Raw genomic sequence first — 22,617 nt, 5'->3', positions numbered from 1 at the left:
CCTAGAAGGTGGTGATGGGCCGGACCTGGTTGGCCAAGTCCACCAGCGCGTAGCGGTGGCGGCTAAACGGGGCCTGGCGGGCAAGGGCCCGCAGGGTCTCGGCCAGGCCGGTGCGCAGGCCGCGCTGGGTAAAGGCGTACTCGAAGAGATCGTTGGGCGAGGACGCCCGCGCGAGATCGGCGTTGCGCAAAAAGTTCAGTCCCGCGGAGATGACGGCGATCTTGATTTGGAGAAAGCGCGGCTCGTTGGTGGGGACTTCTTCGAGGCGTCGGGCAGCGCGGCGAATGCGCGATTCCGATAGATTGTGCACGATAAGCTGCAGCACGGTGGTCAGCAGCGCCATACGGAAGTGACGCGAGGCATTGGGGACCTTATCCAAGGTTGCTACGGACAGCTCCACCTGCCCTTCCGCGCGCAATTGGCGGGCAAGCCCAAAAGCGGAGGATACGGTCGTGGGGTTGGTGGCCCAGACGATGCCGTACAGGCGCATGGAATTAAACCGCAGCGCGCCCGGGTCTTGGGTGACATGCGACCAGATTTCTGGCTGGCCCTCAAAGGCGGAAGAGGGGAGATCGGCCAGGGTGGAGTAGAGGTTGGAGCAGGCGCGGGCTACGGTGGCATCGATAAGCGATGTTTCACTGTAATCAATTTGCTGCAAGATGAGCTCATTGATGGCCGCGATGGCGAGCTTGGGGGCGGCCTCGCCGGGCAATAAATCGAGGACTGTGGCGAAGTATTCCTGCGCATCGATGTAATCATCGTGCAAGAGCTCGGTGATGCCGGCGTACCACTGGTAGCGCCAGTCTTGGCCGAGGCGGTCCTCGATGGAGCCTAACCACTGGCGGGCCTCGTCGGTATAGCCCAAATCAATCATGGAACGCACCACGCCGAGGGGAATCTCGGCGGAATGCTCGTATTCCGGAGTCCGCATGGCTTGGCGCAGGGTCTCGAGGGCTTCCTGCGGCTCGGCGTAGGACGTACCTTGTAGCAGGCTGGCGCCGACATCGTCGCGGTCTACCAGGGGCGTCGGCAAGGCGGAGACGACCTCGGGTGCGGTGATTTGGATGGTGCGGTCGATGCCATCGATAAGCTGATCCGTGCGAAAGACCAGGTGCTTGGTGCCAAAGGTGGTACGTTGCGGCGAGAAGAGCGAGTGCTGGGAGGGGTACTGGCGGCCGTCGCGGATGGCCAGTACCTCGCGCAGCACGCCGTAGAGCTGGGTGCGCAGCTCCTTGATGGAGCTAAACCGGCGCTGCGGATCGCGGTGGGTCGCGCGCAGCAGCAGGCGGTAGAGGGAGAGGAAACGGCGCAGCTCCGGCTCCTTGGACGGGTTGGGGATGCCTGGGAGGAAGACGCCGTCCTCGCTGGGCAGCTTGAGGCATAGCGCGGCCAGGGTGCGGCCGATGGTGTAGATATCGCTGGCGATGGACGGCCCCTTGGACGCGACCTCCGGGGCCTGGAAGCCCTGGGTACCGTAGATAAACCCGAACGCCCCGATGCCGGAGACCGCGCCCAAGTCAATGAGCTTGACCTGGTCCTCGGTGACGATGATGTTATCCGGCTTCAGGTCGTTATAGACCACGCCGCGCGAGTGCAGGTACTCCAGCGCCGGCAGGATTTCCAGGATATAGCCAATGGCAATGTCAACGGGCAGCAGCTCGTTGGGTTGCTTATTGCGCCTGCTTCTTAGCGATGGCCCGCCCACGTACTCCATGACTATGAATCCACCCGGCACGCGGTCATCGTCGATAAAATTAAAAATCTTGACGATGCCCGGGTGGGTAATGTCTGCCAGAAACTCGCGCTCCGCCTCGGCCGCGGCCGTCTCATCGGCGGACTTTTGGGCCTGCATGCCCTTGAGCACCACCACGCGCCCGGAGACGTAGTGGTCATTGGCCAGGTAAATCCAGCCCATACCGCCGTGGGCGATGACGCCGAGGATTTCGTATTGCTCCGCGACCATATCGCCCGGTTCCAGCTGCGGCGGCGGAACCTTTTTGCCCTTGATCTTCTCTTTGGGGTCGATGAGGGCGGCGGTGGGATCGGCCGGGGTGATAAACGGCAGGCGCACCATGCCATCAGCAACCGGCCGCTCGGTGCGCTGCGTGCCGCGGCGCTCGCGGAAGGTATCGATCGCCTGCCGGCGCGAGCGTTCCGAGGACTTTTCCTGGGCCGTTTTCTCATCGCGCTCGCTCTCGCGCTGAGCACGGATATTCTCTAAGTCCGCGAGCAGGCTGGAGAGGTGATCCGGGTCGATGGAACCGTCGTCGTCTTCATCGTCATCGGCGAAAGGATCAAAGGCCACCGCCGAAGTCCCCGGATCCCCGCGGTGCTCGATGGGTTCGCTCGCGAATGGGTCATACGCCACGGCCGCCGTGCCCACTCCGCCGGTATCGCCGGCGTTGCCGCTCTCGTCGGCGGTGTTTCCGTTTCGCGCACCCTGGGCCGCGGTATCCTGACCAGCCGTGCTTTGGCCTGCCGTCCTTTGTCCAGCTGTGCTTTGTCCAGCTGTGCTTTGGCCCGAAGTGCCCTGGGCAGCAGTGCTTGGGCCAGTCGTGCTGCCGTCCGTTGTTTGCCTGCTCGTTGCCTCCGTATCCGGGAAGGCAGCGGCGGGGGCTGTGCCAGGGACCTGCGCCGCGGCGGTATCGACATCAGCTTCGCTAGTGCCATTGTCGCTAGCATCAGCGTTGTGAGTGGTGGCCGCGGTATCGGCCCCGACGTCGCGGTTGGCAGGTCTGCGGTTGGCAGCGTTGGTGCTCGCGGTGGGGGAGTCCGCGCCGGCGTTGGCAGCGGCGGTATCCGAGCCAGCGGCGGCGTTGGCGGCGTTGGCGGCGTTGGTGTCAGCGTCATCGGCTGTGCTGGCTGTGTTGGGGGAATCGGCGGCGTCGCGATCGCGGTCCCGGTCGGGGTCAGCGTCGCGGTAGGAGGCCTTGGTGGGCTGCCGGAATTGGCGCTGGGTATCGAGGTTTTCGGGCTCGAGGTATTCGAGCTCGTCTTCGCTGAAATTCGGGTTATGGTTCATGACTTATCTTCCTCGATGTATGTCCCCGACGGCAGGGTGGGCTCGTCTAGGTAAGCGCCTAGCCACCTATCAAAGATGTCGGACCATGTCCCGTCGCGGCGGATGCGCTCTAAGGTGGAATTGACCTGGCGCAGCAGCGGGCGGGTGTCATGATCCTTGTTGGGAAGGCGCGCGGCAACGCCGTAGTTCTCGGTCTTTAAGGGCTCGCCCACGATGGAGGTATAGGAATCCTGCGCGGCCATGCCGGAAAGCAGGGCATCATCAACCACCACGCCATCGGCTTGGTTGAGCTGCAGCGCCATGAGGCAATCGCCCCAGGAGCGGGTGATGAGGATATCGGACTGGGGGGCGCGCTCGCGGATGGTATCCAGCGCGGTGGACCCGCGCACCCCGCAGAGCCTTTTGCCCTCCGCGTCATCGATGGAGTTCATCCCGGAGCTGGTGAGTACCAACATGCGCGTCTGCGTAGTCATATAGGGGATGGAAAAGGCCACTTCCTTCTCGCGCTCGGGGCTAATGGTCATGGTGCGCACGATGATATCGACGGTGCCATTTTCCAGCGCGGCGGTGCGGTCGGAGGATTCAACGAAGCGGAAGTCCACCTTATTGGGATCGCCGAAGATATCGCGGGCAATCTCGTGTGCGATATCGACCTCGAAGCCGCGGACATCGCCGGAGGCGGCATCGCGGTAGCTCAGCAGGTTATTGGAGCGGTCTACGCCCACGATAAGGCGCCCGCGCTTGACGATGTCCGGCACCCGCTCCTTCGCCGTTTTATCATCCGGCCGGTAGGTGCCTTTGAGCTTGGTATCGTCTTCCTGCTTGGGCGCGTTGGTGCCGGCCTCTTCTATGGAGGAGCCTTCCGGCAGCGGCGGGCCGGGGCTGGCATCGAGTGCTTGCTGTTCGGGCGATTCCAGCGGCGGGACGGAGCGAATATCGCAGCCGGCCAGCGCGAGGATGCTGCAGGTGGCGACGATGGCAGTCAGGGGTCCTGTAAGCCGTGCTCGGTAGCGCATTAGAGGTACTCCTGCAGTCGGGGACGAATGCCCAGCCACACCGCGAAGATGGCGCACAGGGTGAGCAGGAAGACAGCGGAGGAGACCGCGGTCATGGCGGTCAGTCCGCGCTCTAAGTAGGTGCGCATGGCGATGCGCGCCTGGCCGATGAGCTCTGAAAGCTCGCTATCGAGCTCATTAAAGGACTGCGCGGCGGTGGTCTCGCCATCCTCGGGATCGGTGATGGTGGCTTGGTAGACGGCTTCGTCATAGTCGCCCTCGCTCAGCGCTTCCATGAGCTTTTCGTGCGAGTCTTGCCACTGTTCGGTGGCGGCGCGGGCGCTGTGGATGAGCTCGGGATCGTTGACCTCGACGTCATCGTCGTGCAGCGCGCTTTCATAATCCCCCAACGCCTTTTCGATGGACTCGACGGATCCAGAAAAGCGCTCGAGCGTATCTTCCTCAGAGGAGCGCAGCACCAGCGCGAGGGTTTCTGAGGTGCGCGCCTGCTGGGCCTCAATGCGCGAGGCTGTCAGCGAATCCCACGGGCGCGAGGCCGTTTCAAAGCCCTGATGGCCGGTGGACCAGGTGGCCAAATTAGACAGAGCGACCCAGGAAATGGCCAAGAAGAGCAGCACCGTTGCGGTTAAAAAGCCGCGGTTGAACCGGCGGCGGGTCTGGCGCCACAGCCACCACTGCGCCACGATGAGGAAGAAGACCGCGGCTAAAAGGCCAGAGAGCGGCACCCACTGCGGCGAGGTGAGCTTTTGCTGCTGCTGGTTGACCTTCGCAGTGGTCAGCTGGAATAGCTCAGAGGCTGCCGGCAGGATGTGCTCGCGCATGAGCGAGGAGGCATTGGACATATAGGAATTAGCCACGGCATTGCCGGCGCGGTGGTTCGAGCGCGCCTTTTCAATCATCGCGGTATAAATGGGCAGCTCGCGCTGGATGAAGGTAACGAGATCGCGCACGCGGGCATCGTCAGGCGTGGTGCCCAGGACGGATTCGGTCGCGGCGATGGAGGCGGCGTCGATGGCATCGTTATAGCGCTCGCGGTTGCCCTCTGATTCCACGCCGGCCTGCACGAACCCGGTGGTGGCGATGGTATCGGCCACCGACAGGGAACTATAGAGGTGGTGGGCCGCATTGGACATCGGCTCGGTGGTATTGAGCAGCTCGTCGAGGTCGGAGTGGCGGGCGGCGGAAGATTGGGACATCGATAAGCCGGCGGCTCCCAATGCCACTGTGAGGATCAGGGTGACGGTAAAAAGCTTGCCCGGGGTGGTGGAGGCGAAGTAATAAAACCGCCGCAGCAGGCGCGCCGGGCCCGCAAACCATTCCATGGCGCGATGGGTGAGCCCGCTTAGGGCCGGGCGAGAGGGTGCGGTAACCTCATCCAGCCAGTGATCGCTGGGGTGAGCGTCCTCACCGCGCTCTGACTCTACCCGCACTGCCTGCTCAGTCATTCACTTAGAATAACGCCCCTAGTGTGCTGGGCGCCACCATTTACCCGCGTGTGTGGCTAGGATAGGAAATATGCATAACCCTCACAGTGGAGACGGCTGGGCGGCGGGCCCCAGTGGCATTCGCGTATGGGGAAAATTCGGTGCCGCCGGCCTCTTCCTCGTCGCTGGGCGCGAGGTGCTGCTGCAACACCGCGCCGCGTGGACCAATCACGGCAATACCTGGGGGATTCCCGGCGGGGCGCGGGACTTACAAGAAAGCCCCACCCAGGCCGCGCTGCGGGAAACGCACGAGGAATGCGCCATCGCGCCTGCCGATGTCGAGGTGCTCGAGACCCAAGTAACGGCCGGGCCCTATCCACCGGCGGGGGATTTGCCGGGGGAGTGGACCTATACCACCGTGCTGGCGCGCACCCGCAGCGGCCTGCGCCTGCCCACCACCGCCAACGAGGAATCCCACGAGCTGCGCTGGGTGGGCCTAGATGAGGTGGAAAAATTACCGCTTATCGCGCCATTTCGCCACGCCTTTCCCGCCCTGCGGCGGCGGGTGGAAAAATTGAACCGGTAAGGTATCCAAAAATATGGCATTCTAGTGCTCATGATTGAAGTACAAGGACTGACTAAGGATTACGGGTCTGTCCGCGCCGTTGAGGATCTCACCTTTCAGGTAAAGCCCGGTGTGGTCACCGGCTTCCTGGGGCCCAATGGTGCCGGCAAATCCACCACCATGCGGATGATCGTGGGTCTAGACGAGCCCACGGCCGGTGAGGTTCGCGTCAACGGCAAGCACTACCGCGATCTCGCGCACCCGCTGCGCGAGGTGGGCGCGCTTTTGGACGCGAAGGCGGTGCATCCCAACCGCACGGCCGCGAATCATCTGAAGTGGATGGCGGCGGCTAACGGCATTCCCACCTCCCGCGTGGATGAGGTGCTGGGGCTGGTGGGGCTTTCCGATGTCGCCGGTAAGAAAGCCGGCGGCTTTTCCCTCGGCATGGGCCAGCGCTTGGGCCTTGCGGGCGCGCTATTGGGCGATCCGGGAATCCTCATCCTGGATGAGCCGGTCAACGGCCTGGATCCAGAGGGTATCCGCTGGGTGCGCCAGCTCGTGCGCGCGCTGGCCGCAGAAGGCCGCACCATTTTGATTTCCTCCCACCTCTTGTCCGAGATGGCCCAGACGGCTGACCACCTCGTGGTCATTGGCAAGGGGAAGATGGTTGCGGATAAGCCCACCCACGAGTTCGTCCGCGGCCACTCGCAGTCCTTGGTGTACGTGCGCTCTAACCACCTTCCGGAATTCGGGGAGGCCCTCAAGAAGGAGGGCGTTTCCTTTACCGAATCCAAGGACGAGGAGGGCCGCCCGCGGCTCGAGGTCATCAACCAGACCACCGAGTTCGTGGGCGAGCTTGCCTATTCCACTGGGGTGCCGCTGCACGAGCTCACCCTGAAAAGCGCGTCGCTGGAGGATGCGTTCATGGATCTCACCGGCGATGCCGTGCAGTATCACGCCGGCACGCCTGGTGCCTCGGGGACGCAGGCAGGTCAGTCGGGACAGGTCGGCCAATCCGGCCAGCCAGGCCAATCCGGTGGGTTCGCCCGCCCCAACGAGCAGGAGGTTTAATCCGCCATGTTGAATATCTTGAAATCCGAGTGGATTAAGCTGCGTACCACCCGCTCCTTCTGGTGGACCACCGCACTATTCCTCCTGTTTTCGTGGGGCTGGGCCGGCACCAGCGCCGCGTTGATGGAGCCGCTCGAGCCGGAGGCCATTGACATGGGCTTCCAACTTATTGAGCCCGAGTTTACCGTCGTATTCCTGGTGACCTTGGGCCTGCCTGTGCTGATGATTCAGGCCATCATGCTGGTGACCACGGAATATCGCTTCGGCACCCAAGCGATTACCTTCATGGCCTCCCCGCGGCGCGGGAGCGTGGCCGTGGCCAAGCTGGTCTTATACGCGGTCATCGCGGCCGTACTGACCTTCATCGGTGTGGTGGGCGCGTACCTGCTTACGGATCTGCTTGCTGATAGCTCCATTTCCGCCACCTTCGACCCCTGGAACGATGAAGTCGGCCGCGAGCAGCTGTGGAAGTACCCGCTGGCCGCAGCCCTCGTGGTGGCCTTTGCCCAAGGCGTTGGCATGCTCATTCGCCAGACCGCGGGTTCTGTGGCGCTATGCCTCATTCTGTACCTGGGCGTGGACCAGATGGTCAGCATGATTCCCGTCGTCGGCGATAAGATCGGCAGCTACATGCCCTTTACCGCCTTCCAGAATTGGCTGTTCAATACCCCAGTGGATAACGCGCTGTGGACGGAGGCCGCAGGCAGCGGCGTCGTATTCTTCATCTGGGCCGTGGTGCTGTGGGCCCTCGGCGTGCTGGTGCTGCACAAGCGCGATGCTTAATCGCTGCTCCCCAGGGTTAGTCCCTGGGGAGGGAGCAACGGATGCCTTGGGCGAGGCGGTCTTAGCCTTGCGAAGGATTCGGGGGTTGGGAGGGGCATCGGCAAGCAAAGCTTATTGCAGGGCCGAAGTTAGCCGCATGACGTTATCGACGTAGCGGCGGACAAAGCCGCGCTGGTTCCACTCCTCAAGGGTGAGCTCGTGGCAGACCGCGCGGTAATTGGCGGCGAGCTGGTTGAACTGGGCGAGGAGATCGCCCTTGGCCACGAGCATGGTGGTCTCATAATTGAGGCCGAAGGACCGCGGGTCCATATTGGACGAACCGAACATGCACAGCGGATTGAACTCTTGGTCATCCGGATCCGTGATGATGAACTTGGAGTGCAAAACATAAGGGTAGGGGAATTGGTAGATATGCACCCCGGCCTCAAGCAGCGCCTGGTAATACGAGGACTGGGCGTGGTTGACCATGAATTGGTCCGCGGTATCGGAGACATAAAGCTCCACATCCACCCCGCGGTAGCAGGCGGTGGTCACGGCCTCTAAGAGGGATTCATCCGGCACGAAATACGGCGAGCACAGCACTAGGCGCTGCTTGGCGTGGTGTACCAGGGAATTAAACATGCGCAGGTTGGGCTCGGTGGTATAGCCGGGGCCGGAGGGAATCATCTGCAGGTAGTTGGCGTCGACTGTTTGGGCATCGTCATAGGGCAGCTCATCTAGCGGGAGGTTCTCGCCGGATTCGGTGTACCAATCCACCGCGAAGACCGCGGTCATGGCGGTGACGATGGGGCCAGATAGCTCCACCATGTAATCGATCCAAAAGCGGTCAGTGGTTTTATATTGGCGCTTGATCAGGTTGATGGAACCGATAAAGCCGACCTCGCCATCGATGATGACGAGCTTGCGGTGGTTGCGCAGATCCGGGCGGCGGAAGCGGCCCTTGTGCAGCTGGATGGGCAGCATGAGGCGCCAGTCCACGCCGATGTCTGTCAGTTTGTCCCCCAGCGAGGAATAACCCTTGTACTTAAAACTGCCAATCTGATCCAGTAGCAGGCGGACCTTGACGCCGCGGGCGGTGGCGCGGGCGAGGGCCTGGAAAAACACATCCGTGACCTCGTCCCAGGACTGGATATAGACCTCGATGGAGACGTACTTTTCGGCGCGGTCCACGGCCGCGGCGATGGAGCGAATGCATTCATCGTAATCCGCATGCAGGCCTAGGTTGTGGCCAATGAGCGCTGGAAAGCCGGTTAACTCGCGGTTGAGCTTGATGACGGATTCCACCTCGGCCGACAGGATGCCCTTCGGGTGATCCGGGGTGCGGGCGGAAATATCCTCGAGGCGCTCATTGGCCTCTTGCTGGATGCGGTGGCGGCGCCGGTTGATATACGGCGAGCCCATGAGCAAAAACAGCGGCAGGCCGATGACGGGCAGCACCAAAATAGCCAGCAGCCATGCCGTGGAATTGGAGGGTCGGCGGCCTTCTGGCACGAAGCCGACGGCGATGATCTTGATGGAATAATCGACGATGAGGAAGGCCAGCTGCCAGAAGCTGAGATCGAGCGACCAGGTCATTTAACGCACGGAATCGAAATCGGGCAGATCGAAATCTGCATAAAGCGGGCAGTGATCGGAGGTCTTTTCGCCGGCGCGTTCTTCCATGTCTACGCGGGCGCCGGTGACATGCTTGGCCAGCGGCGGTGACGCCAGCTGGAAATCGATGCGCATACCTTCATTCTTTTGAAAGCGCATCCCCTTGTAATCAAAGTAGGTATAGCGCTGGTCCTCGGTAAACCGGCGCGTGACCTCTTCGAGGCCGGCCTCCTCAAGCATCTGGAAGGCGGCGCGCTCGGGTTCGGTAACGTGCGTCTTGCCGCGGAATGCCTCGATATCCCAGACGTCTTCATCGCGCGGGGCGATATTGAAATCGCCGGTTAATAGCAGCTTGGATTGGGCGCGGCCGGCGGCGTAGCGGGCGAGCTGGTAGAGAAAATCCAGCTTGTAGTCATAGTGACGGTCCGTGATCTCGCGGCCGTTGGGGATATACAGCGACCAGATTTCTACCCCGCGGATGCGCGCACCAAGCGCCCGGGCCTCGCGGTCCTGGGGCTTTTCTGGGTCCTTGGCAAAGCCGGGCTGGTGGGGGAATCCGGTAAAGACTTCTTCCGGTTCCTCCTTGGAAATGATGGCCACGCCATTCCACTGGTTCAGGCCATGGCAGGTGACGTGGTAGCCGGCGTCCTCGAAGGCCTCGCGGGGGAATTTATCGTCCTTGACCTTCGTCTCTTGTAAGCACAGCACGTCGATGTCGTGCGTGTGGAGAAGGTCCAGCGCCCGCTGGGCGCGGGTGCGAACGGAGTTGATATTCCACGTGGTGATGCGCATGGATAATACAGTACCGCGCGGGCAATGGCCCGGACTAGTCCAGGCCGCGGGCGGCGGGCTAGTCGCGCAGCCGGGCGTAGATCTGGCGGTGTTGCTCGATGAACCCCAGCTTTTCGTACAGGCGAATGCCGGCGGTATTAGAAGCCAGGACATCGAGGTAGGCGTGCTTCGCGCCCTGCTCGCGCCCCCAGCGCAGCATATGCTCGCCCAAAAGCGCTCCTAAGCCCTGGCGGCGGTGCGCGGGCGATACCTCCACGGCGGAGTATCCCAGCCAGGCGGTGCCGTCGCCGGATTCGGTGATGGTGCCGCGGGTGATGGCGACGGTCTCGCCGCCAATAACGAGCCGCCCAAAGCCCATCGAGCCCTCGATGCGGGCGCGCAGGTATTCCAGGGCCTGGGCGGGTAGCGCCTGGCCGCGGAAGTGGTACATCTGCAGCCACGCTTCATCGGGTTGGTCATCGATGCGAAACTCCGCGCCGCTGGGGTGGGAGCCCGGGATCTCGGCGGATAGCGCCTCGAGATCGCGCAGGACCATGACGAGGATTTCGGGTTCGGTGTGCCAGGTGGCATCGGCAAGCAGGCGCTCTGCAGGCTTGCCAATGCGCTCCGGGATGAGCAGGCGGACCGGGAGATCGTGGCGGCGGTAGAACTCCGTGATTTCCGCGAGCGGCACCGGGTTGAAGCCCGCGGAGGGCCCGAGCGGGACGGCGGAATTGGACCGGCCCGTCACGCCATCGCCGGCGCGCATGAGCCAGGCGCCGTCCGAGGTCCACGTGTGTTCCTTGCCGGGAAAGGCCTGGGCGGTGGCGTATTCGACGGCGCGGATATCGGAATTGCGCACCATGCGCGGTGAAAGGCGCTTGATAATCTTCAGCTGCTCGGGGGCGATTTCCACGGCCTCGAGATCGGAAGGGTAGCCGCCGACCTGCTGCGGGCGGATGACCAGCGGCTCGAGGCTGAGGACGTGGCCAATGACATCGCTATGTACCCCGCCGAAATCGCGCCGGGCCACGACGCGATCGCCTACCTGCACGTTATCGGAGCGAAAGATGCCGGACATGATTAATCGTCGTGCCCGAAGGGGTCTTCGTCCTCGCCCGGCATCCAGGAATAGCCCGGCTCGGTCCAGCCATTGCGCTTAATGGCCTTCTTAGCCTGGCGCTTGTAGCGGCCGATGAGGGTATCGGTATACAAGTAGCCATCGAGGTGGCCGGTTTCGTGCTGCAGGCAGCGGGCGAAAAAGCCGTAGCCCTCCACGGTGATGTCGTTGCCGTGCTCGTCCTTGCCGGTCACGCGCGCCCAGTCGGCGCGGCCGGTGGGAAAGCCCTCGCCCGGCACGGAGAGGCAGCCTTCGTCATCGGAGCCGTCATCGGCAGGCATGGTCTCTGGAATCTCGGAGGTCTCCAGCACCGGGTTGATAACGCAGCCCTTGCGCATGCCGGCCTTATCCGCAGGCAGCTCGGTGCCATCCGGGCCTTCGGTATCGGGGCAGTGGTACACGAAGAGCCGTTTGCCGATGCCCACCTGGTTCGCCGCCAAGCCCACGCCATGGGCAACTTCCATGGTCTCGTACATGTCCGCGATGAGCTGTTGCATCTCGGGGCTGGAAATCTCGGATTCTTCCACCGGTGTGGTGGGCTGATGAAGCACGGGCTCGCCGTGGATAACGATGGGACGAATAGTCATGTTCTACAGTTTAAGCATGAACCCCTTGTCTGACCTAGACGCCGCCATTTTGGACTTTGAGGAAACCGCCCCGCGCAGCATTGGCCGCAAGGAAGAGGCCATCCGCGCGCAGCTGGATATCTCGCCGGTGCGCTATCACCAACGGCTGAACCTGCTTCTCGATGCCCCCGCTGCCGCCGAATCCCATCCCCTCCTGGTGGCCCGGTTGAAGCGCCTGCGGGAGGAGCGCGAAAATACGCGGCGCGCCGCGCGGGGAAATACCCCACCGCGTTAGAACCTGCTACTAGTGTTACTGAAGTGACTAAAGAGAATCCGGATAATCTATACGACCAGCAATTCGACGACGCCGCCGGCGAGGCCGCCGCGGCCGATTACGGCGATGCATATTATGACGACGCCTACGACGGCGATTATGACGCCGCTTATGACGATGAGGTAGACGGCGAGGACGCTGCTGCAGGTGCCGGAGCAGGGGCCGGGGCCGGGGCCGCCGCGGCCAGAACCGGCGGTGGTGGGGGAGGAGCCCACGCCAAGAAGGGCGGTTTACCACTGCGCGGGCTCGCCATGGTGCTTATCGCCGTGGCCGTGATGCTTGGCCTGTGGGGCCTTTATGCCATGACCTCGGAGGACGATGATTCGACCGTCGCTTCCGATTCCGAGCAGTCGAAGTCAGACGGCTCCGCCAATGGCGGCCAAGAGGGCAACGGCGCCGACGGCCCTGCCGCGGATGGCGCGCGCGGTGATGGTTCCCGTGCTGATGGCGCCAATAACCAGCCGCCTCGCGAGGGTGAGAACGCGCACCCGAACGGCGGCGCCGAGGGCGAGGCTAACCGCGACGCCAACCGCGATGCTGGCGCGCGCGACCAGCACGGTGAAGGCCGCGGCGGGGATGAAGCCCGGGCCGGCGGCAACGATGCGCCCTCCGCTGCGCGCGACCGCAATGACATTAAGGTCAGCGTTCTTAATAATTCCGGCGAATCCGATAAGGCCAAGAACGAAGCCGATGTGTTGAAGGACGGCGGCTTCAAGGTGGGCTATGTGGGCAACCTGCCAGGCGACGTTTTGACCGTGCCCAAGACCACCGTCTTCTACCCTGAGGGCGATGCCTCCGCGGAGTCGCTGGCTAAGGAGGTAGCCGCGCGCTACCAGGCAGAAGTAAAGCCCATGAATAAGGACCTGCCCAAGGAAGCCACCGAGGACGGCGCCGTCGTGGTCGCTCTCGCCGTCCCCCAGGCCTAAATAAAATTCATGGAATATTACCGCCTACCCGTTAAGCTGGACAGGTGAAGATTCCGGCAGAAGTATTCGCCCGTTCCCCCGAGCCCACGCTCGGGGTGGAATGGGAAGTCGCGCTCGTGGACCGCGACTCGCGCGATCTCGTCCCGCGCGGGGCTGAGCTGATCGATCTCGCCACTGCCGCCCACCCCGATATTCACGTGGAAAAGGAATTCCTGCAGAATACGGTGGAACTAGTCACGGGCATTTGTACCACGGTGCCGGAAGCCATGGCGGAGCTAGAAACTTCGCTGGCCGCCGTGGAGGAAGCCGCGGATAAGCTCGGCATCGATGTGTGGGCCTCAGGCGGGCACCCGTTTACGGATTTCCGGGAAAACCCGCTGTCAGATAAACCCAGCTATCAAGAGATCATCGCCCGTACCCAGTACTGGGGCAAGCAGATGCTGCTATGGGGCACCCACGTCCACGTGGGCATCAGCCACGAGGATCGCGTCTGGCCCATCATCAATGCGCTGATGACAAAGTACCCCCACCTCTTGGCTATCTCTGCCTGCTCGCCGGGGTGGGAAGGCTTGGATACGGGCTACGCCTCCAATCGCACGATGCTCTATCAACAGCTGCCCACCGCCGGCATGCCCTACCAGTTTTTCACGTGGGGCGAGTGGCAGTCCTATATGCGGGATCAGGCTATCTCCGGGGTCATTAACCACACCGGCTCGATGCACTTCGATATCCGCCCGGCCTCGAAGTGGGGCACCGTGGAGGTGCGCGTATCCGATGCGACCTCGAACCTGCGGGAGCTCTCCGCCGTCGTTGCGCTCACGCACTGCCTGGTCGTGCACTATGACCGCATGATTGATGCTGGCGAGGAGCTGCCCGTCTTGCAGCCATGGCACGTGGCGGAAAACAAATGGCGCGGGGCGCGCTACGGCATGGATGCCCTCGTTATTACCTCGCGCGACACCGACGAGGCTTGGGTCAAAGATGAACTGGCCCAGATGGTAGAAGAGCTCACTCCCTTAGCCCGTGAGCTAGGCTGCGCGGAAGAGCTGGCCCTAGTGCACGAAATTATCGACGGCGGCGCCGGATACGAACGCCAACGCCGCCTCTTCCAAGAAACCGGCAGCTGGCGCGATGTCGTCGAAGAAACCTGCCGGGAGCTGCACACCTTCCGGCCGGTGCGCTAATCAGCTAACTACTAATCAGCGAACCGATGGCCAGCGCTAAGCGTGCGCGCTCAGTGACCGCACGCCTAGTGCCACACAGCAGGTAGCTATCCGCGACGTGTGCGCTGCCTAGCCGTTGTCTCGAGCGTGGCGGCCGCCGTAGGACGGGGGAGCCGGGATGTCGGTATAGCCCTCGGTGGAGGGAAACTCGCGGGTCTCGGGGTTAAAGACTGGGAACTCTGCGGTTTCATCGGCGGTGGCAGACCCCTGTGCGGCAGTGCCGGACGCACCTGTGCCGGATGCGGCTGTGCCGGTTGCGGAAACGCCAGACGCGGGAGCTCCGGCTGCTCGGGTGCGCTGCGCCTGGGAGTGCTGGGGCTGAGCGTGCTGCGGCTGGCCTTGCTGCACCGGGGCATGGTGCTGCGATTGAGCAGCGTGCTGACCAGCGTGTTGGCCGCCATGGGGGTCGCCGTGGAGGTCGTCCTCGCTGGGCTGGGTGCCGGGGATAAATCCCCACAGGGCATAAAAGGCGATGTAGAGGATGCCGGAGCCGGTGAAAAAGAGCATCGCCCAGGGCTGGAAATCCCAGTGGTTGAGCGAGCGGTTCGCGCCTTCGAGCCAGAACGCCGCGGAGACGTATGGCAAGAGCACCACGCACATGGCCGCGAAGGAGACCAGCGCTGCAACTTGCGCGCCGATGACACCGCGCAGGCGCTTGCCCAGTGCCTGGTTGACGGAGATGAGGACCACGATGGCCAGCGGGAAGACCCAGACCCAGTGGTGGTACCAGGAAAAGGGCGAGACCAAGCACGCGCTAATGCCGGCCAAGGCCATGGCGGCGGAGTTATTCTTGTGCTTCATTGCGGTGCGCAGTGCCAGGCAGGTCAGGACGAAGACGACCGCGACGGCGGCGAGCCACATCCAGCCGCCGTCGATGCCCCACGCGCGCACCATGAGCGAGCGGATGGACTGCGCGCCCGGGTTGGTGTGTTCACCCACGCGGGAGGAATTGAAGATCGCATCGGTCCAGAACACCTCGGCGTCCGGGATGGTGACGAAACCAATCGCTACGGTCACCGCGAAGGTAAGGACGCTGATGACCGCCTGCCACCAGCGCTTTTGGAATAGGAGCACCAGGCCCATGAAGGCTGGGGTGAGCTTCAGGCCGGCGGCGAGACCAATGCCGATGCCGGGCAGGGCCCACTTTTTTGGGATGACATCGAGGGCGACCAGGAACATCAAAAAGACGTTGATCTGGCCGTAGAACAAGGTGCCGTACATCGGCTCCACGGCCGGGGCGCACAGCACCAGCAGGATGGCAACGACCCAGGTCAACGGCGATAGTTTGAGGCCGCGCTCGTGGAAGACCATGAGGATGACGGCCAATAAGGCAAGGATGGTGCCGCCTTGCCAGAGGATGATAAGGGGGTCATCGGCAAGCGAGGAAATCCACTTGAATAGCGTGCCGGCAAAGGGAGGGTAGGTAAAAGGTAGGTTGCCAATGTAGGCGTTGTCGTAGAGGTTGGCGCCCTCGGCCACCTCGCCGCCGGCGAGCCAGTAAATCTTCAAATCCAGCGGCACGCGCCAGATGAAGGCATTGGGACCGTCGTATTTGCTATAGCGGGAGATGCTGAAGATGAAGAAGGCAACCAAAAGGGTAGCCAGAGTAGGCAGTCCGTATAGCTTTTTCACGGTTAAAGGTGCCTCCTATTTGCGGCGCAGCGAACGGCCGGCGGGGCGGTCATTGCGCGACATCGATTCCTCGGAACCGTACAGGCCTTCACGGCGTGCGATACGTGAGGTGCGCTGCGCGGTCACCGGGCTGGTAAACATCGCAAACAGTACCAGCAAAATAAGCATACCCAAATCACCACGCTCGGCCATACTGAATGATTCTGCCCCGGTGATGCGGATGAACGCACCCATGATGGTGAGGATGAGCCCGGTGGTCTGCGGCTTGCTCACGGCATGCACGCGGGACATCGTGTCCTTAAAGCGCGCCAGGCCAATGGCGGCGGCGAGGATGAGCAGGCTGCCGCTGATGACGAGGATGAGCGAGAGGATATCGGCGATTAAAGACCAACTCATTGGTTATCCCTCTTCCTAAACCTGGTGACGGACACGGTGGAGATGAAGCCGAGCAGCGCGATGACCAGCATGGCTGAGACCACGGAGGTATCGAGCGACCAGCACATATAGGTCGCCAGCGCGCATTGGAACATGGCGGTAAACCCATCCATTCCCACCAGCCGGTCGAGGGAGTTGGGCCCGGTGATAATGCGCCAGACAGTGATTAATACGGAGACCCACAGCAGGAATGCGGGAACCAGCAGGATGGCGTGATAGATCTGCGGATCCATTATGGGTGGCTCCTTTCAAAGATCTCGATCATGGAAGATTCTAGGCGGGATACGGCATCGATTTCGCGCTGGATCTGCGCCTCATCCCGGGCATCCAGGATGTGGATGGTGATCATGCGATTGGCGATGTCAATATCCGTCACCGTTCCACCCGGCTGCAGGTTATATAGCGTCACGGCAAGGGAGAGGATGAACTCATTTTCCAGGCGCATCGGCAGCTCCAGGATGGCGGTCTTGGGCAGCGGCTGCGGCCTTGAGGCCAACCAACCCACCTTGAGGGAGGCATAGAACAGTTCCCAGAACCAGCGCAGAATGTAGCGGAAGAATTTGCCCCACGCGACCTCGACGCCAGCAATGGGCATCGCCGGCAGCGGCAGGGCGAAGACAATGACCAGTGCGACGAGGAGGCCGCCGACCACATTGCCCACCGTGATTTCACCCATGAGCATGCACCACATGACCGTGATCCAGACGGTAAACCACGGCCGGAAACGGTAGCGCACACCGGCAAAGCGGCTCTTAGTCATCGCGGGCCTCCTTCTTTACTGGCGTAGGGCTTTCCGATGCCCCCGATTTCCCCGGCGCATCCTTGCTTGACGTCTCCGAGCTCCGCGTGCCCGAGCTCGACGATTCTGCGCTCGGGGTCTCCGCACTCGACGTCTCCGGCGCGGCGGATTTCGGATCGTGAGCCGGGCCGGGGTCCGGCAACAGGTGGCTGCGCTCCTTGTAGGAGTCCGCGCCGCCTTCGTAGCGCTCCTTCTGGTCAAGGTGCCGGGTGGGGGTATCGGCGTTTTCGCCCAATACGGCGTACTGATAAATGGAGGTATCCTGCGCGGATTCGGCCGCGCGGGAGGTAATCCCGGAAATCGGGCCGGCCAGGAAGGTGATCGAGGTCGAGGCGATGACCAGTAGTGCGGTGGCGCCCAGCATGCCGAATGGCACCCGGCCGACGTCCTGGCGGGAGGAGAACTCGACCTCATCGGTGATATCGGAAAGCGGGGCGGGGCGGGCCAGGGCGACGTTGCCCTCGGGAGCATCGGCGCGGTCGCGCTGGAAGCCCTTGGCCCAGACCAGCATCATGACATACAGGGTGAGCAGCGAGGTCACCAGCGCGCCGCCGATGAGAACCCACGCCAGCCAGGAGCCTTCATTGGCGCCCGCCTGAATGAGGATGATCTTGCCCAAGAAACCAGAGAACGGCGGCACGCCGCCCAGGTTGATGGCCGGGATGAAATACAGCACGGCGATGAGAGGGGCGGAATACATCAGCGAGCCCAGGCGCCGCAGCGAAGACGTACCGGCTTGGCGCTCGATGAGGCCGACGACCAAGAAGAGCGCGGTCTGCACCAGAATGTGGTGGATGGCGTAGAAAATGGCGCCAGATAGCCCCTGGGCGGTGCCCAAGGAGACGCCGAAAATCATATAACCGATGTGGCTGACCAGCGTAAAGGACAGTAGGCGCTTAATATCGGTCTGCGCGATGGCGCCCAAGATGCCCACCAGCATGGTGGCCAGCGCCACCCACATCAGCACGGTATCGAGCCCACCATTGGTAAAGATGGACGTGCGCGCGCGGATAATCGCGTACACGCCGACCTTGGTCAGCAGGCCGGCGAAGACGGCCGTGACCAGCGAGGGCGCGGTGGGGTAGGAGTCCGGCAGCCAGGCGGCCAGCGGCACCACCGCGGCCTTAATGCCAAAGGCCACGAGCAAGGTGGCGAAGATGGCTGTGCGGGTGCCCTCCGGGATGTCCTGCATGCGCTGGCCAATCTGCGCCATGTTCATGGTGCCGACGGAGGCATAGACATATGCCAGCGCCAGCAGGAAGATCATGGATGAGGCCATCGAGACCATCACATAACCCACGCCGGCGCGCACGCGGCCTGCCGATGCCCCCAAGGTCAACAGCACGTACGAGGCCACGAGGAAGACCTCGAAGCCGACGTACAGGTTAAACAAGTCGCCGGCCAAAAAGGAGATATTTACGCCCATGGTCAGCAACATGTAGGTGGGCAAGAAGACCGCGACCGGTTCGTCCTTGGTGCCATCGCGCACACCCTGGGAAATGGCGTACCAAATGACGGAGAACAGCACCACAGACGAGGTAAAGAGGATCATCGTGGAGAGCCGGTCCGCCACCAACGTGATGCCCACGGGTGCGTCCCAGCCGCCTATTTGCAGCGTCTGTATGCCATGGAAATCCACTATTATGATCAGGCTCGCGTTTACCGCAGCCGTAATCAGCAGGGAGAAAAAGGCGATCTGGCGCTGCACATTAGGCATGCGGGCAAAAAGCAGCGAGAGCGCCGCGGCCACCGCCGGGATGATAACCGGCAGCGGGATGAGGGCGCCGACGTACGGGTACATCGCCTCGGCCGCCTGGTGGAATGGCTCAGTCATCTTCGGCTCCCTTCACTGGCTCCTCGAAGGACTCGGGGCCGAAATTATCGCCTTCCTTGGTAGCGCGCCCGGTGGCGGGGTCATTGGAGGCATCATGGTCCGCGCTCGCCGCGGCGTTGCCAGGCTTGGAAGCCTTGGCGGCAATCGCGGTATCTTCGGCGTCATCTTCAATGACGTCGGCGGTGCGGTAGCGGTACTGGCGGTAGGCCAAGGTGAGGATGAAGGCCGTTAGCGCCATGGAGATGACGATGGCGGTCAGGATCATCGCTTGGGTAAGAGGGTCTGCAATATCGCTGCCGTAGGGCTGGGCCTCGCGGCCATCGATAGGCGGCGAGCCCGCCGGGCCACCGGCCTGCAGCATGAAGAGGTTGGCGCCATTGCCCAGCAAGAGCAGCCCGAGCAGCATCTTGGTCATGGCGCGGTCGAGCAAGAGGTAGATGCCCGCAGAAACCATTACTCCGGCGGCGAGCAGGAGGAAGAGGTTGGCTTGCATTTATTTCTCCTTTCCTGCGTTGTCCCCGGAGTCTGGGCCGGAGGGGCTCGTTGCGGCCGGTACCTTTTCTTGTTTCTTTTCTTGTTTTTGTGACCGTTGGGCCTTCTGCTTGGTGCTGCGCTCCCGGTTCTTCCGCGCAAGGGAGCGGGCGCGGTCGCGGGCGCGCTGCTTACGCATCTCTTCTTCCTCATCCAGCTTGGCACCGAGCGAGCTGAGCACGTAGAGCGTGAGCCCCACGACGATGAGGTAGACGCCAAGGTCAAAGACCAGCGCCGAAGGCAGCGAGACCGCGCCGATAAGCGGGATCTCGGGCGAGGTATATCCGCTGGTAAGCGGCGGATGGCCAAAGAACATCGGCACCACCACCGCCAAGGCGGAGAAGGAGAGACCTGCGCCCATGGTGCGCCCGGCATCGATAGGCAGGGCCTCATCGAGCTCCGCGCGGCCACCGGCCAAGTAGCGCAGGATGAGCGCGAGCGCGGCCACGAGGCCACCGGCGAAGCCGCCGCCTGGCGCATTGTGCCCGGCGAAGAAGAAGTAGAACGACAGCGCCATCATGGAAGGGAAGAGCACGCGGGTGGAGACATCGATCATCAGCGAGCGGTTGAGCGCCTGCTCCGATTCCGCGCCCGCGGCCAGCCAGCGCCGGCCCGTGACCTGCAGGGTTGGCCGGCGGCTGTCCCTAGAGAAGGATTGGGTGCGATAAATCAGGGAGGCCACACCGAGCGCGGCGATGATGATCACCGTGATCTCACCAAAGGTATCCCAGGCGCGCAGGTCCACCAGCAAGACGTTGACGGCATTGGCGCCGTGGCCAATCTCCTTTGCCAGCTCCGGCATGTACTGCGAGATGGGCTCGGCCGAGCGCGCGTTGATGGCGAACATCGCCACGATGGTGACGGTCAAGCCGGTGCCGACGGAGAGCCAGGCGCGCAGGCGGCCCATCTTCGGGTCCTGCTTCCACTCGGTAGACGCCGGGATGCGGCGCAGCACCAGCATGAATAGCACCATGATGATGGTTTCCGTGAGCAGCTGGGTCAGCGCCAAGTCCGGGGCACCATGGATGGCAAAGACGAAAGACAAGGAATAGCCGGTAATGCCGACGATGATGACGGCGGACAAGCGGTTATCAGTCACCGTGGCGGCAATGGCGGCCACCATCATGATGATGGCGGCAACAATCTGCCAGGGATTTTCCGCAACCACCATGCGAATATCCGTGAGATCACCGGTAATCAGCATGGTCAGCGGCAGCACCATCAGGGTGGCGAAGATGACGGTCAGGTTGAGCTGCAGCGAACCGCGCTGGGTCACGGCCGTGGTGCGCAGGGAGAGCTTGCGCAGGGTGGAGATGACCTTGTCGTAGACGGCGTCGGCATCGCCAAGCGCGGGGTACGCAAACTGCCATTGCTCCAGCACCTGGCGGCGCCAGTGCACGATGATTCCGGCCACGATGATGATGGCGGAGACGCCCAAGGTCACCGACCACCCGTGCCAGAGGGCCAGGCCGTGGTGCTCGCCTGCGCCAAAGGTGGAATCGAGGTGCTGATCGATGGCCGCCGAGAGCGCCTGCGGCGCGATGCCAAGCGCGATGGTCAGCGCGGTGAGCACTGCCGGGGCGAGCCACAGGCCCACGTTGACCTTGTGCATCGTGGCCACAGCCGCAGAAACGCCGTCCTTATCGTCAGGGAGATTCTTGGAGGCAAAGGCACCCCACAAAAAGCGCAGGGCATAGGCCATGGTGAGGATGGAACCTGCCACATAGGCCACCAGGATCATATTGCGCGGCATGCCAATGAGTAGTTCTTCGTGCATGGTGGATTCCAGCACGGCCTCCTTGGACACAAAGCCAAAGAGCGGGGGAACACCAGCCATGGACAGGGCGGAGATTAGGGCGATGCCGTAGAGGAAGGGCTGCCTGCGGCCGAGGCCGGATAGTTTCGTAATATCGCGCGTGCCCGAGCAGTGATCGATGGCGCCGACCACCATGAACAGTGCGGCCTTAAAGAGCGAGTGGGCAAAGGTCAGCGCCAGGCCCGCCTGCATGGCCTCCCGGGAGCCAACCGCCACGATGGAGGTAATAAAGCCCAGCTGGGAGACCGTGCCATAGGCCAAAATGAGCTTGAGGTCCTTTTGTTTCAGCGCCATCCAGCCGCCGAGCAGCATGGTAAAGACGCCTAAGGAAATGACCACGAGGTGCCAGGTGGCCACCTCGTACATATCCGGTGCCAGGCGCGCGACCAGGTAGATTCCGGCCTTGACCATGGCGGCGGAGTGCAGGTACGCCGAGACCGGCGTCGGTGCTGCCATGGCACCAGGTAGCCAGAAGTGCGCCGGCACGATGGCGGACTTGGTCAGCGCACCGACCAGGATGAGCACGATGGCGACGGTGACGTACGGCGTTTGGGGGAAGTGATCGTAGGCGTGGATTTCACTAAACGTCCACGCCCCAGTCTGCCGTCCGAGCAGGCAGATGCCCATCAGCATGGATAACCCGCCCAAGACGGTGACCATCAGGGCTTGCTGCGCGGCGCGGCGCGAGGAGGCGCGCTCGGCGTAGTAGCTGACCAATAGGTACGAAAGGAGGGAGGTGATCTCCCAGAAGACGTACATGAGCAGCAGGCTATCGGAGGCCACAAGGCCAAACATGGCGGTGGCAAAGCCCACCATTTGGCCGGCGAACATGGCAAGGCGGCGGCGCGTGGAATCGAAATAACCCCAGCAATACAGCAGGACCAGAGCGCCCATCCCTAAGATGATGAGGCTAAAGAGCCCGCCCAAGGCATCCATGCGCAGATCCACGGCGAGGTGCGCGGCCGGCATCCACTCGATGGTGTAATTCAGCGTGCCGCCGTCACGGAAAGTGCCCCGGGCAAAGTGCGCGAGGGTCCACACGAAACCGACACCGGGAACTATTGCCAATAAACCAAAGGCTGGGCGGCCCACATTCATAATGAGCAGCGGTGCAACCACGGTGGCAACGATGAGGGCACCCAGAAGTATTAGCACG

The 22,617-nt window shown here is 62.7% G+C and carries 20 protein-coding genes; 6 read left to right on the top strand and 14 right to left on the bottom strand.

Annotated elements, in window-relative coordinates; genetic code table 11:
• Nucleotide 1: 1 nt before the first annotated feature.
• Genes HMPREF1267_RS10985 through HMPREF1267_RS10975 form a run of 3 tightly spaced genes read right to left on the bottom strand, consistent with a single transcriptional unit; the run spans nucleotide 2 to nucleotide 5,483 of the window.
• Nucleotides 2-3,022 (bottom strand): serine/threonine protein kinase, encoded by a 3,021-nt coding sequence (locus HMPREF1267_RS10985; protein WP_023029280.1) that lies wholly within the window; start codon nucleotides 3,020-3,022, stop codon nucleotides 2-4.
• Nucleotides 3,019-4,038, bottom strand: coding sequence for a glutamate ABC transporter substrate-binding protein (locus HMPREF1267_RS10980; protein WP_023029279.1), 1,020 nt, complete (start codon nucleotides 4,036-4,038; stop codon nucleotides 3,019-3,021). The genes HMPREF1267_RS10985 and HMPREF1267_RS10980 overlap by 4 nt, the downstream gene beginning before the upstream one ends.
• Nucleotides 4,038-5,483: a hypothetical protein gene (locus HMPREF1267_RS10975; protein WP_023029278.1), complete on the bottom strand. Its 1,446-nt coding sequence runs from the start codon at nucleotides 5,481-5,483 to the stop codon at nucleotides 4,038-4,040. The genes HMPREF1267_RS10980 and HMPREF1267_RS10975 overlap by 1 nt, the downstream gene beginning before the upstream one ends.
• A gap of 70 nt (nucleotides 5,484-5,553) precedes the next feature.
• Between HMPREF1267_RS10975 and HMPREF1267_RS10970 the strand changes: the two genes are divergently transcribed.
• Genes HMPREF1267_RS10970 through HMPREF1267_RS10960 form a run of 3 tightly spaced genes read left to right on the top strand, consistent with a single transcriptional unit; the run spans nucleotide 5,554 to nucleotide 7,881 of the window.
• Entirely contained in the window at nucleotides 5,554-6,048 is a 495-nt protein-coding gene (locus HMPREF1267_RS10970; protein ID WP_023029277.1) for an NUDIX domain-containing protein, read from the top strand.
• Nucleotides 6,049-6,078: 30 nt separating this feature from the next.
• On the top strand, nucleotides 6,079-7,098 hold the full coding sequence (locus tag HMPREF1267_RS10965) for an ABC transporter ATP-binding protein (RefSeq protein WP_023029276.1): 1,020 nt from the start codon (nucleotides 6,079-6,081) through the stop codon (nucleotides 7,096-7,098).
• A gap of 6 nt (nucleotides 7,099-7,104) precedes the next feature.
• Nucleotides 7,105-7,881, top strand: coding sequence for an ABC transporter permease (locus HMPREF1267_RS10960; RefSeq protein ID WP_023029275.1), 777 nt, complete (start codon nucleotides 7,105-7,107; stop codon nucleotides 7,879-7,881).
• Nucleotides 7,882-7,992: 111 nt separating this feature from the next.
• Here the strand turns inward: HMPREF1267_RS10960 and HMPREF1267_RS10955 are convergent, their stop codons facing one another.
• From HMPREF1267_RS10955 to HMPREF1267_RS10940, 4 genes are read right to left on the bottom strand one after another with little or no spacing between them, the layout of a single operon-like run.
• Nucleotides 7,993-9,456, bottom strand: coding sequence for a phospholipase D-like domain-containing protein (locus HMPREF1267_RS10955; protein ID WP_023029274.1), 1,464 nt, complete (start codon nucleotides 9,454-9,456; stop codon nucleotides 7,993-7,995).
• Nucleotides 9,457-10,266: an exodeoxyribonuclease III gene (locus HMPREF1267_RS10950; protein WP_023029273.1), complete on the bottom strand. Its 810-nt coding sequence runs from the start codon at nucleotides 10,264-10,266 to the stop codon at nucleotides 9,457-9,459.
• Between the two features lie 58 nt (nucleotides 10,267-10,324).
• Entirely contained in the window at nucleotides 10,325-11,326 is a 1,002-nt protein-coding gene (locus tag HMPREF1267_RS10945) for an N-acetyltransferase (protein WP_023029272.1), read from the bottom strand.
• A gap of 2 nt (nucleotides 11,327-11,328) precedes the next feature.
• Complete coding sequence (locus HMPREF1267_RS10940) at nucleotides 11,329-11,952, bottom strand: peptide deformylase (RefSeq protein WP_023029271.1); 624 nt, start codon at nucleotides 11,950-11,952, stop codon at nucleotides 11,329-11,331.
• Here HMPREF1267_RS10940 and HMPREF1267_RS10935 point away from each other — a divergent pair.
• The 3 genes from HMPREF1267_RS10935 to HMPREF1267_RS10925 are packed head-to-tail and all read left to right on the top strand — an operon-like array spanning nucleotide 11,951 to nucleotide 14,375.
• Nucleotides 11,951-12,226, top strand: coding sequence for a DUF3263 domain-containing protein (locus HMPREF1267_RS10935; RefSeq protein ID WP_005279449.1), 276 nt, complete (start codon nucleotides 11,951-11,953; stop codon nucleotides 12,224-12,226). The two genes, HMPREF1267_RS10940 and HMPREF1267_RS10935, sit on opposite strands and share 2 nt — an antisense overlap.
• A gap of 23 nt (nucleotides 12,227-12,249) precedes the next feature.
• A complete protein-coding gene (locus HMPREF1267_RS10930; protein WP_023029270.1) occupies nucleotides 12,250-13,191 on the top strand; it encodes a LytR C-terminal domain-containing protein in 942 nt (313 codons plus the stop codon).
• Nucleotides 13,192-13,235: 44 nt separating this feature from the next.
• Nucleotides 13,236-14,375, top strand: coding sequence for a glutamate--cysteine ligase (locus HMPREF1267_RS10925; RefSeq protein WP_023029269.1), 1,140 nt, complete (start codon nucleotides 13,236-13,238; stop codon nucleotides 14,373-14,375).
• A gap of 108 nt (nucleotides 14,376-14,483) precedes the next feature.
• On the opposite strand, the gene HMPREF1267_RS10920 is transcribed toward HMPREF1267_RS10925, so the two are convergent.
• The 7 genes from HMPREF1267_RS10920 to HMPREF1267_RS10890 are packed head-to-tail and all read right to left on the bottom strand — an operon-like array spanning nucleotide 14,484 to nucleotide 22,616.
• Nucleotides 14,484-16,046: a glycosyltransferase 87 family protein gene (locus HMPREF1267_RS10920; RefSeq protein WP_023029268.1), complete on the bottom strand. Its 1,563-nt coding sequence runs from the start codon at nucleotides 16,044-16,046 to the stop codon at nucleotides 14,484-14,486.
• Nucleotides 16,047-16,061: 15 nt separating this feature from the next.
• Nucleotides 16,062-16,442 (bottom strand): monovalent cation/H(+) antiporter subunit G, encoded by a 381-nt coding sequence (locus HMPREF1267_RS10915; protein ID WP_005279458.1) that lies wholly within the window; start codon nucleotides 16,440-16,442, stop codon nucleotides 16,062-16,064.
• Nucleotides 16,439-16,714: a monovalent cation/H+ antiporter complex subunit F gene (locus HMPREF1267_RS10910; RefSeq protein WP_023018012.1), complete on the bottom strand. Its 276-nt coding sequence runs from the start codon at nucleotides 16,712-16,714 to the stop codon at nucleotides 16,439-16,441. Before HMPREF1267_RS10910 ends, HMPREF1267_RS10915 begins: the two co-directional genes overlap by 4 nt.
• A complete protein-coding gene (locus tag HMPREF1267_RS10905) occupies nucleotides 16,714-17,241 on the bottom strand; it encodes a Na+/H+ antiporter subunit E (RefSeq protein WP_023029267.1) in 528 nt (175 codons plus the stop codon). The genes HMPREF1267_RS10910 and HMPREF1267_RS10905 overlap by 1 nt, the downstream gene beginning before the upstream one ends.
• On the bottom strand, nucleotides 17,234-19,114 hold the full coding sequence (locus HMPREF1267_RS10900; protein WP_023029266.1) for a Na+/H+ antiporter subunit D: 1,881 nt from the start codon (nucleotides 19,112-19,114) through the stop codon (nucleotides 17,234-17,236). Before HMPREF1267_RS10900 ends, HMPREF1267_RS10905 begins: the two co-directional genes overlap by 8 nt.
• Complete coding sequence (locus HMPREF1267_RS10895; RefSeq protein ID WP_005279466.1) at nucleotides 19,107-19,607, bottom strand: Na(+)/H(+) antiporter subunit C; 501 nt, start codon at nucleotides 19,605-19,607, stop codon at nucleotides 19,107-19,109. Before HMPREF1267_RS10895 ends, HMPREF1267_RS10900 begins: the two co-directional genes overlap by 8 nt.
• Nucleotides 19,608-22,616 carry a Na+/H+ antiporter subunit A gene (locus HMPREF1267_RS10890; RefSeq protein WP_023029265.1) on the bottom strand — a complete coding sequence of 1,003 codons (3,009 nt, stop codon included), beginning with the start codon at nucleotides 22,614-22,616 and terminating at the stop codon, nucleotides 19,608-19,610.
• Nucleotide 22,617: the final 1 nt, after the last annotated feature.

The organism is Corynebacterium sp. KPL1824 (genome assembly GCF_000478095.1).
In the GTDB taxonomy this organism is placed as follows: Bacteria; Actinomycetota; Actinomycetes; order Mycobacteriales; family Mycobacteriaceae; genus Corynebacterium; species Corynebacterium accolens.
This window is presented reverse-complemented; position numbering and strand designations above follow the sequence as displayed.

Excerpts from the sequence above, each read along its gene's own strand:
- HMPREF1267_RS10935 (WP_005279449.1), top strand. The coding sequence starts at position 11,951 with ATGTTCTACAGTTTAAGCATGAACCCCTTGTCTGACCTAGACGCCGCC.
- HMPREF1267_RS10970 (WP_023029277.1), top strand. The coding sequence starts at position 5,554 with ATGCATAACCCTCACAGTGGAGACGGCTGGGCGGCGGGCCCCAGTGGC.
- HMPREF1267_RS10960 (WP_023029275.1), top strand. The coding sequence starts at position 7,105 with ATGTTGAATATCTTGAAATCCGAGTGGATTAAGCTGCGTACCACCCGC.
- HMPREF1267_RS10900 (WP_023029266.1), bottom strand. The coding sequence starts at position 19,114 with ATGACTGAGCCATTCCACCAGGCGGCCGAGGCGATGTACCCGTACGTC.
- HMPREF1267_RS10950 (WP_023029273.1), bottom strand. The coding sequence starts at position 10,266 with ATGCGCATCACCACGTGGAATATCAACTCCGTTCGCACCCGCGCCCAG.
- HMPREF1267_RS10940 (WP_023029271.1), bottom strand. The coding sequence starts at position 11,952 with ATGACTATTCGTCCCATCGTTATCCACGGCGAGCCCGTGCTTCATCAG.
- HMPREF1267_RS10905 (WP_023029267.1), bottom strand. The coding sequence starts at position 17,241 with ATGACTAAGAGCCGCTTTGCCGGTGTGCGCTACCGTTTCCGGCCGTGG.
- HMPREF1267_RS10965 (WP_023029276.1), top strand. The coding sequence starts at position 6,079 with ATGATTGAAGTACAAGGACTGACTAAGGATTACGGGTCTGTCCGCGCC.
- HMPREF1267_RS10980 (WP_023029279.1), bottom strand. The coding sequence starts at position 4,038 with ATGCGCTACCGAGCACGGCTTACAGGACCCCTGACTGCCATCGTCGCC.
- HMPREF1267_RS10975 (WP_023029278.1), bottom strand. The coding sequence starts at position 5,483 with ATGACTGAGCAGGCAGTGCGGGTAGAGTCAGAGCGCGGTGAGGACGCT.
- HMPREF1267_RS10895 (WP_005279466.1), bottom strand. The coding sequence starts at position 19,607 with ATGCAAGCCAACCTCTTCCTCCTGCTCGCCGCCGGAGTAATGGTTTCT.
- HMPREF1267_RS10985 (WP_023029280.1), bottom strand. The coding sequence starts at position 3,022 with ATGAACCATAACCCGAATTTCAGCGAAGACGAGCTCGAATACCTCGAG.
- HMPREF1267_RS10945 (WP_023029272.1), bottom strand. The coding sequence starts at position 11,326 with ATGTCCGGCATCTTTCGCTCCGATAACGTGCAGGTAGGCGATCGCGTC.
- HMPREF1267_RS10910 (WP_023018012.1), bottom strand. The coding sequence starts at position 16,714 with ATGGATCCGCAGATCTATCACGCCATCCTGCTGGTTCCCGCATTCCTG.
- HMPREF1267_RS10915 (WP_005279458.1), bottom strand. The coding sequence starts at position 16,442 with ATGAGTTGGTCTTTAATCGCCGATATCCTCTCGCTCATCCTCGTCATC.
- HMPREF1267_RS10955 (WP_023029274.1), bottom strand. The coding sequence starts at position 9,456 with ATGACCTGGTCGCTCGATCTCAGCTTCTGGCAGCTGGCCTTCCTCATC.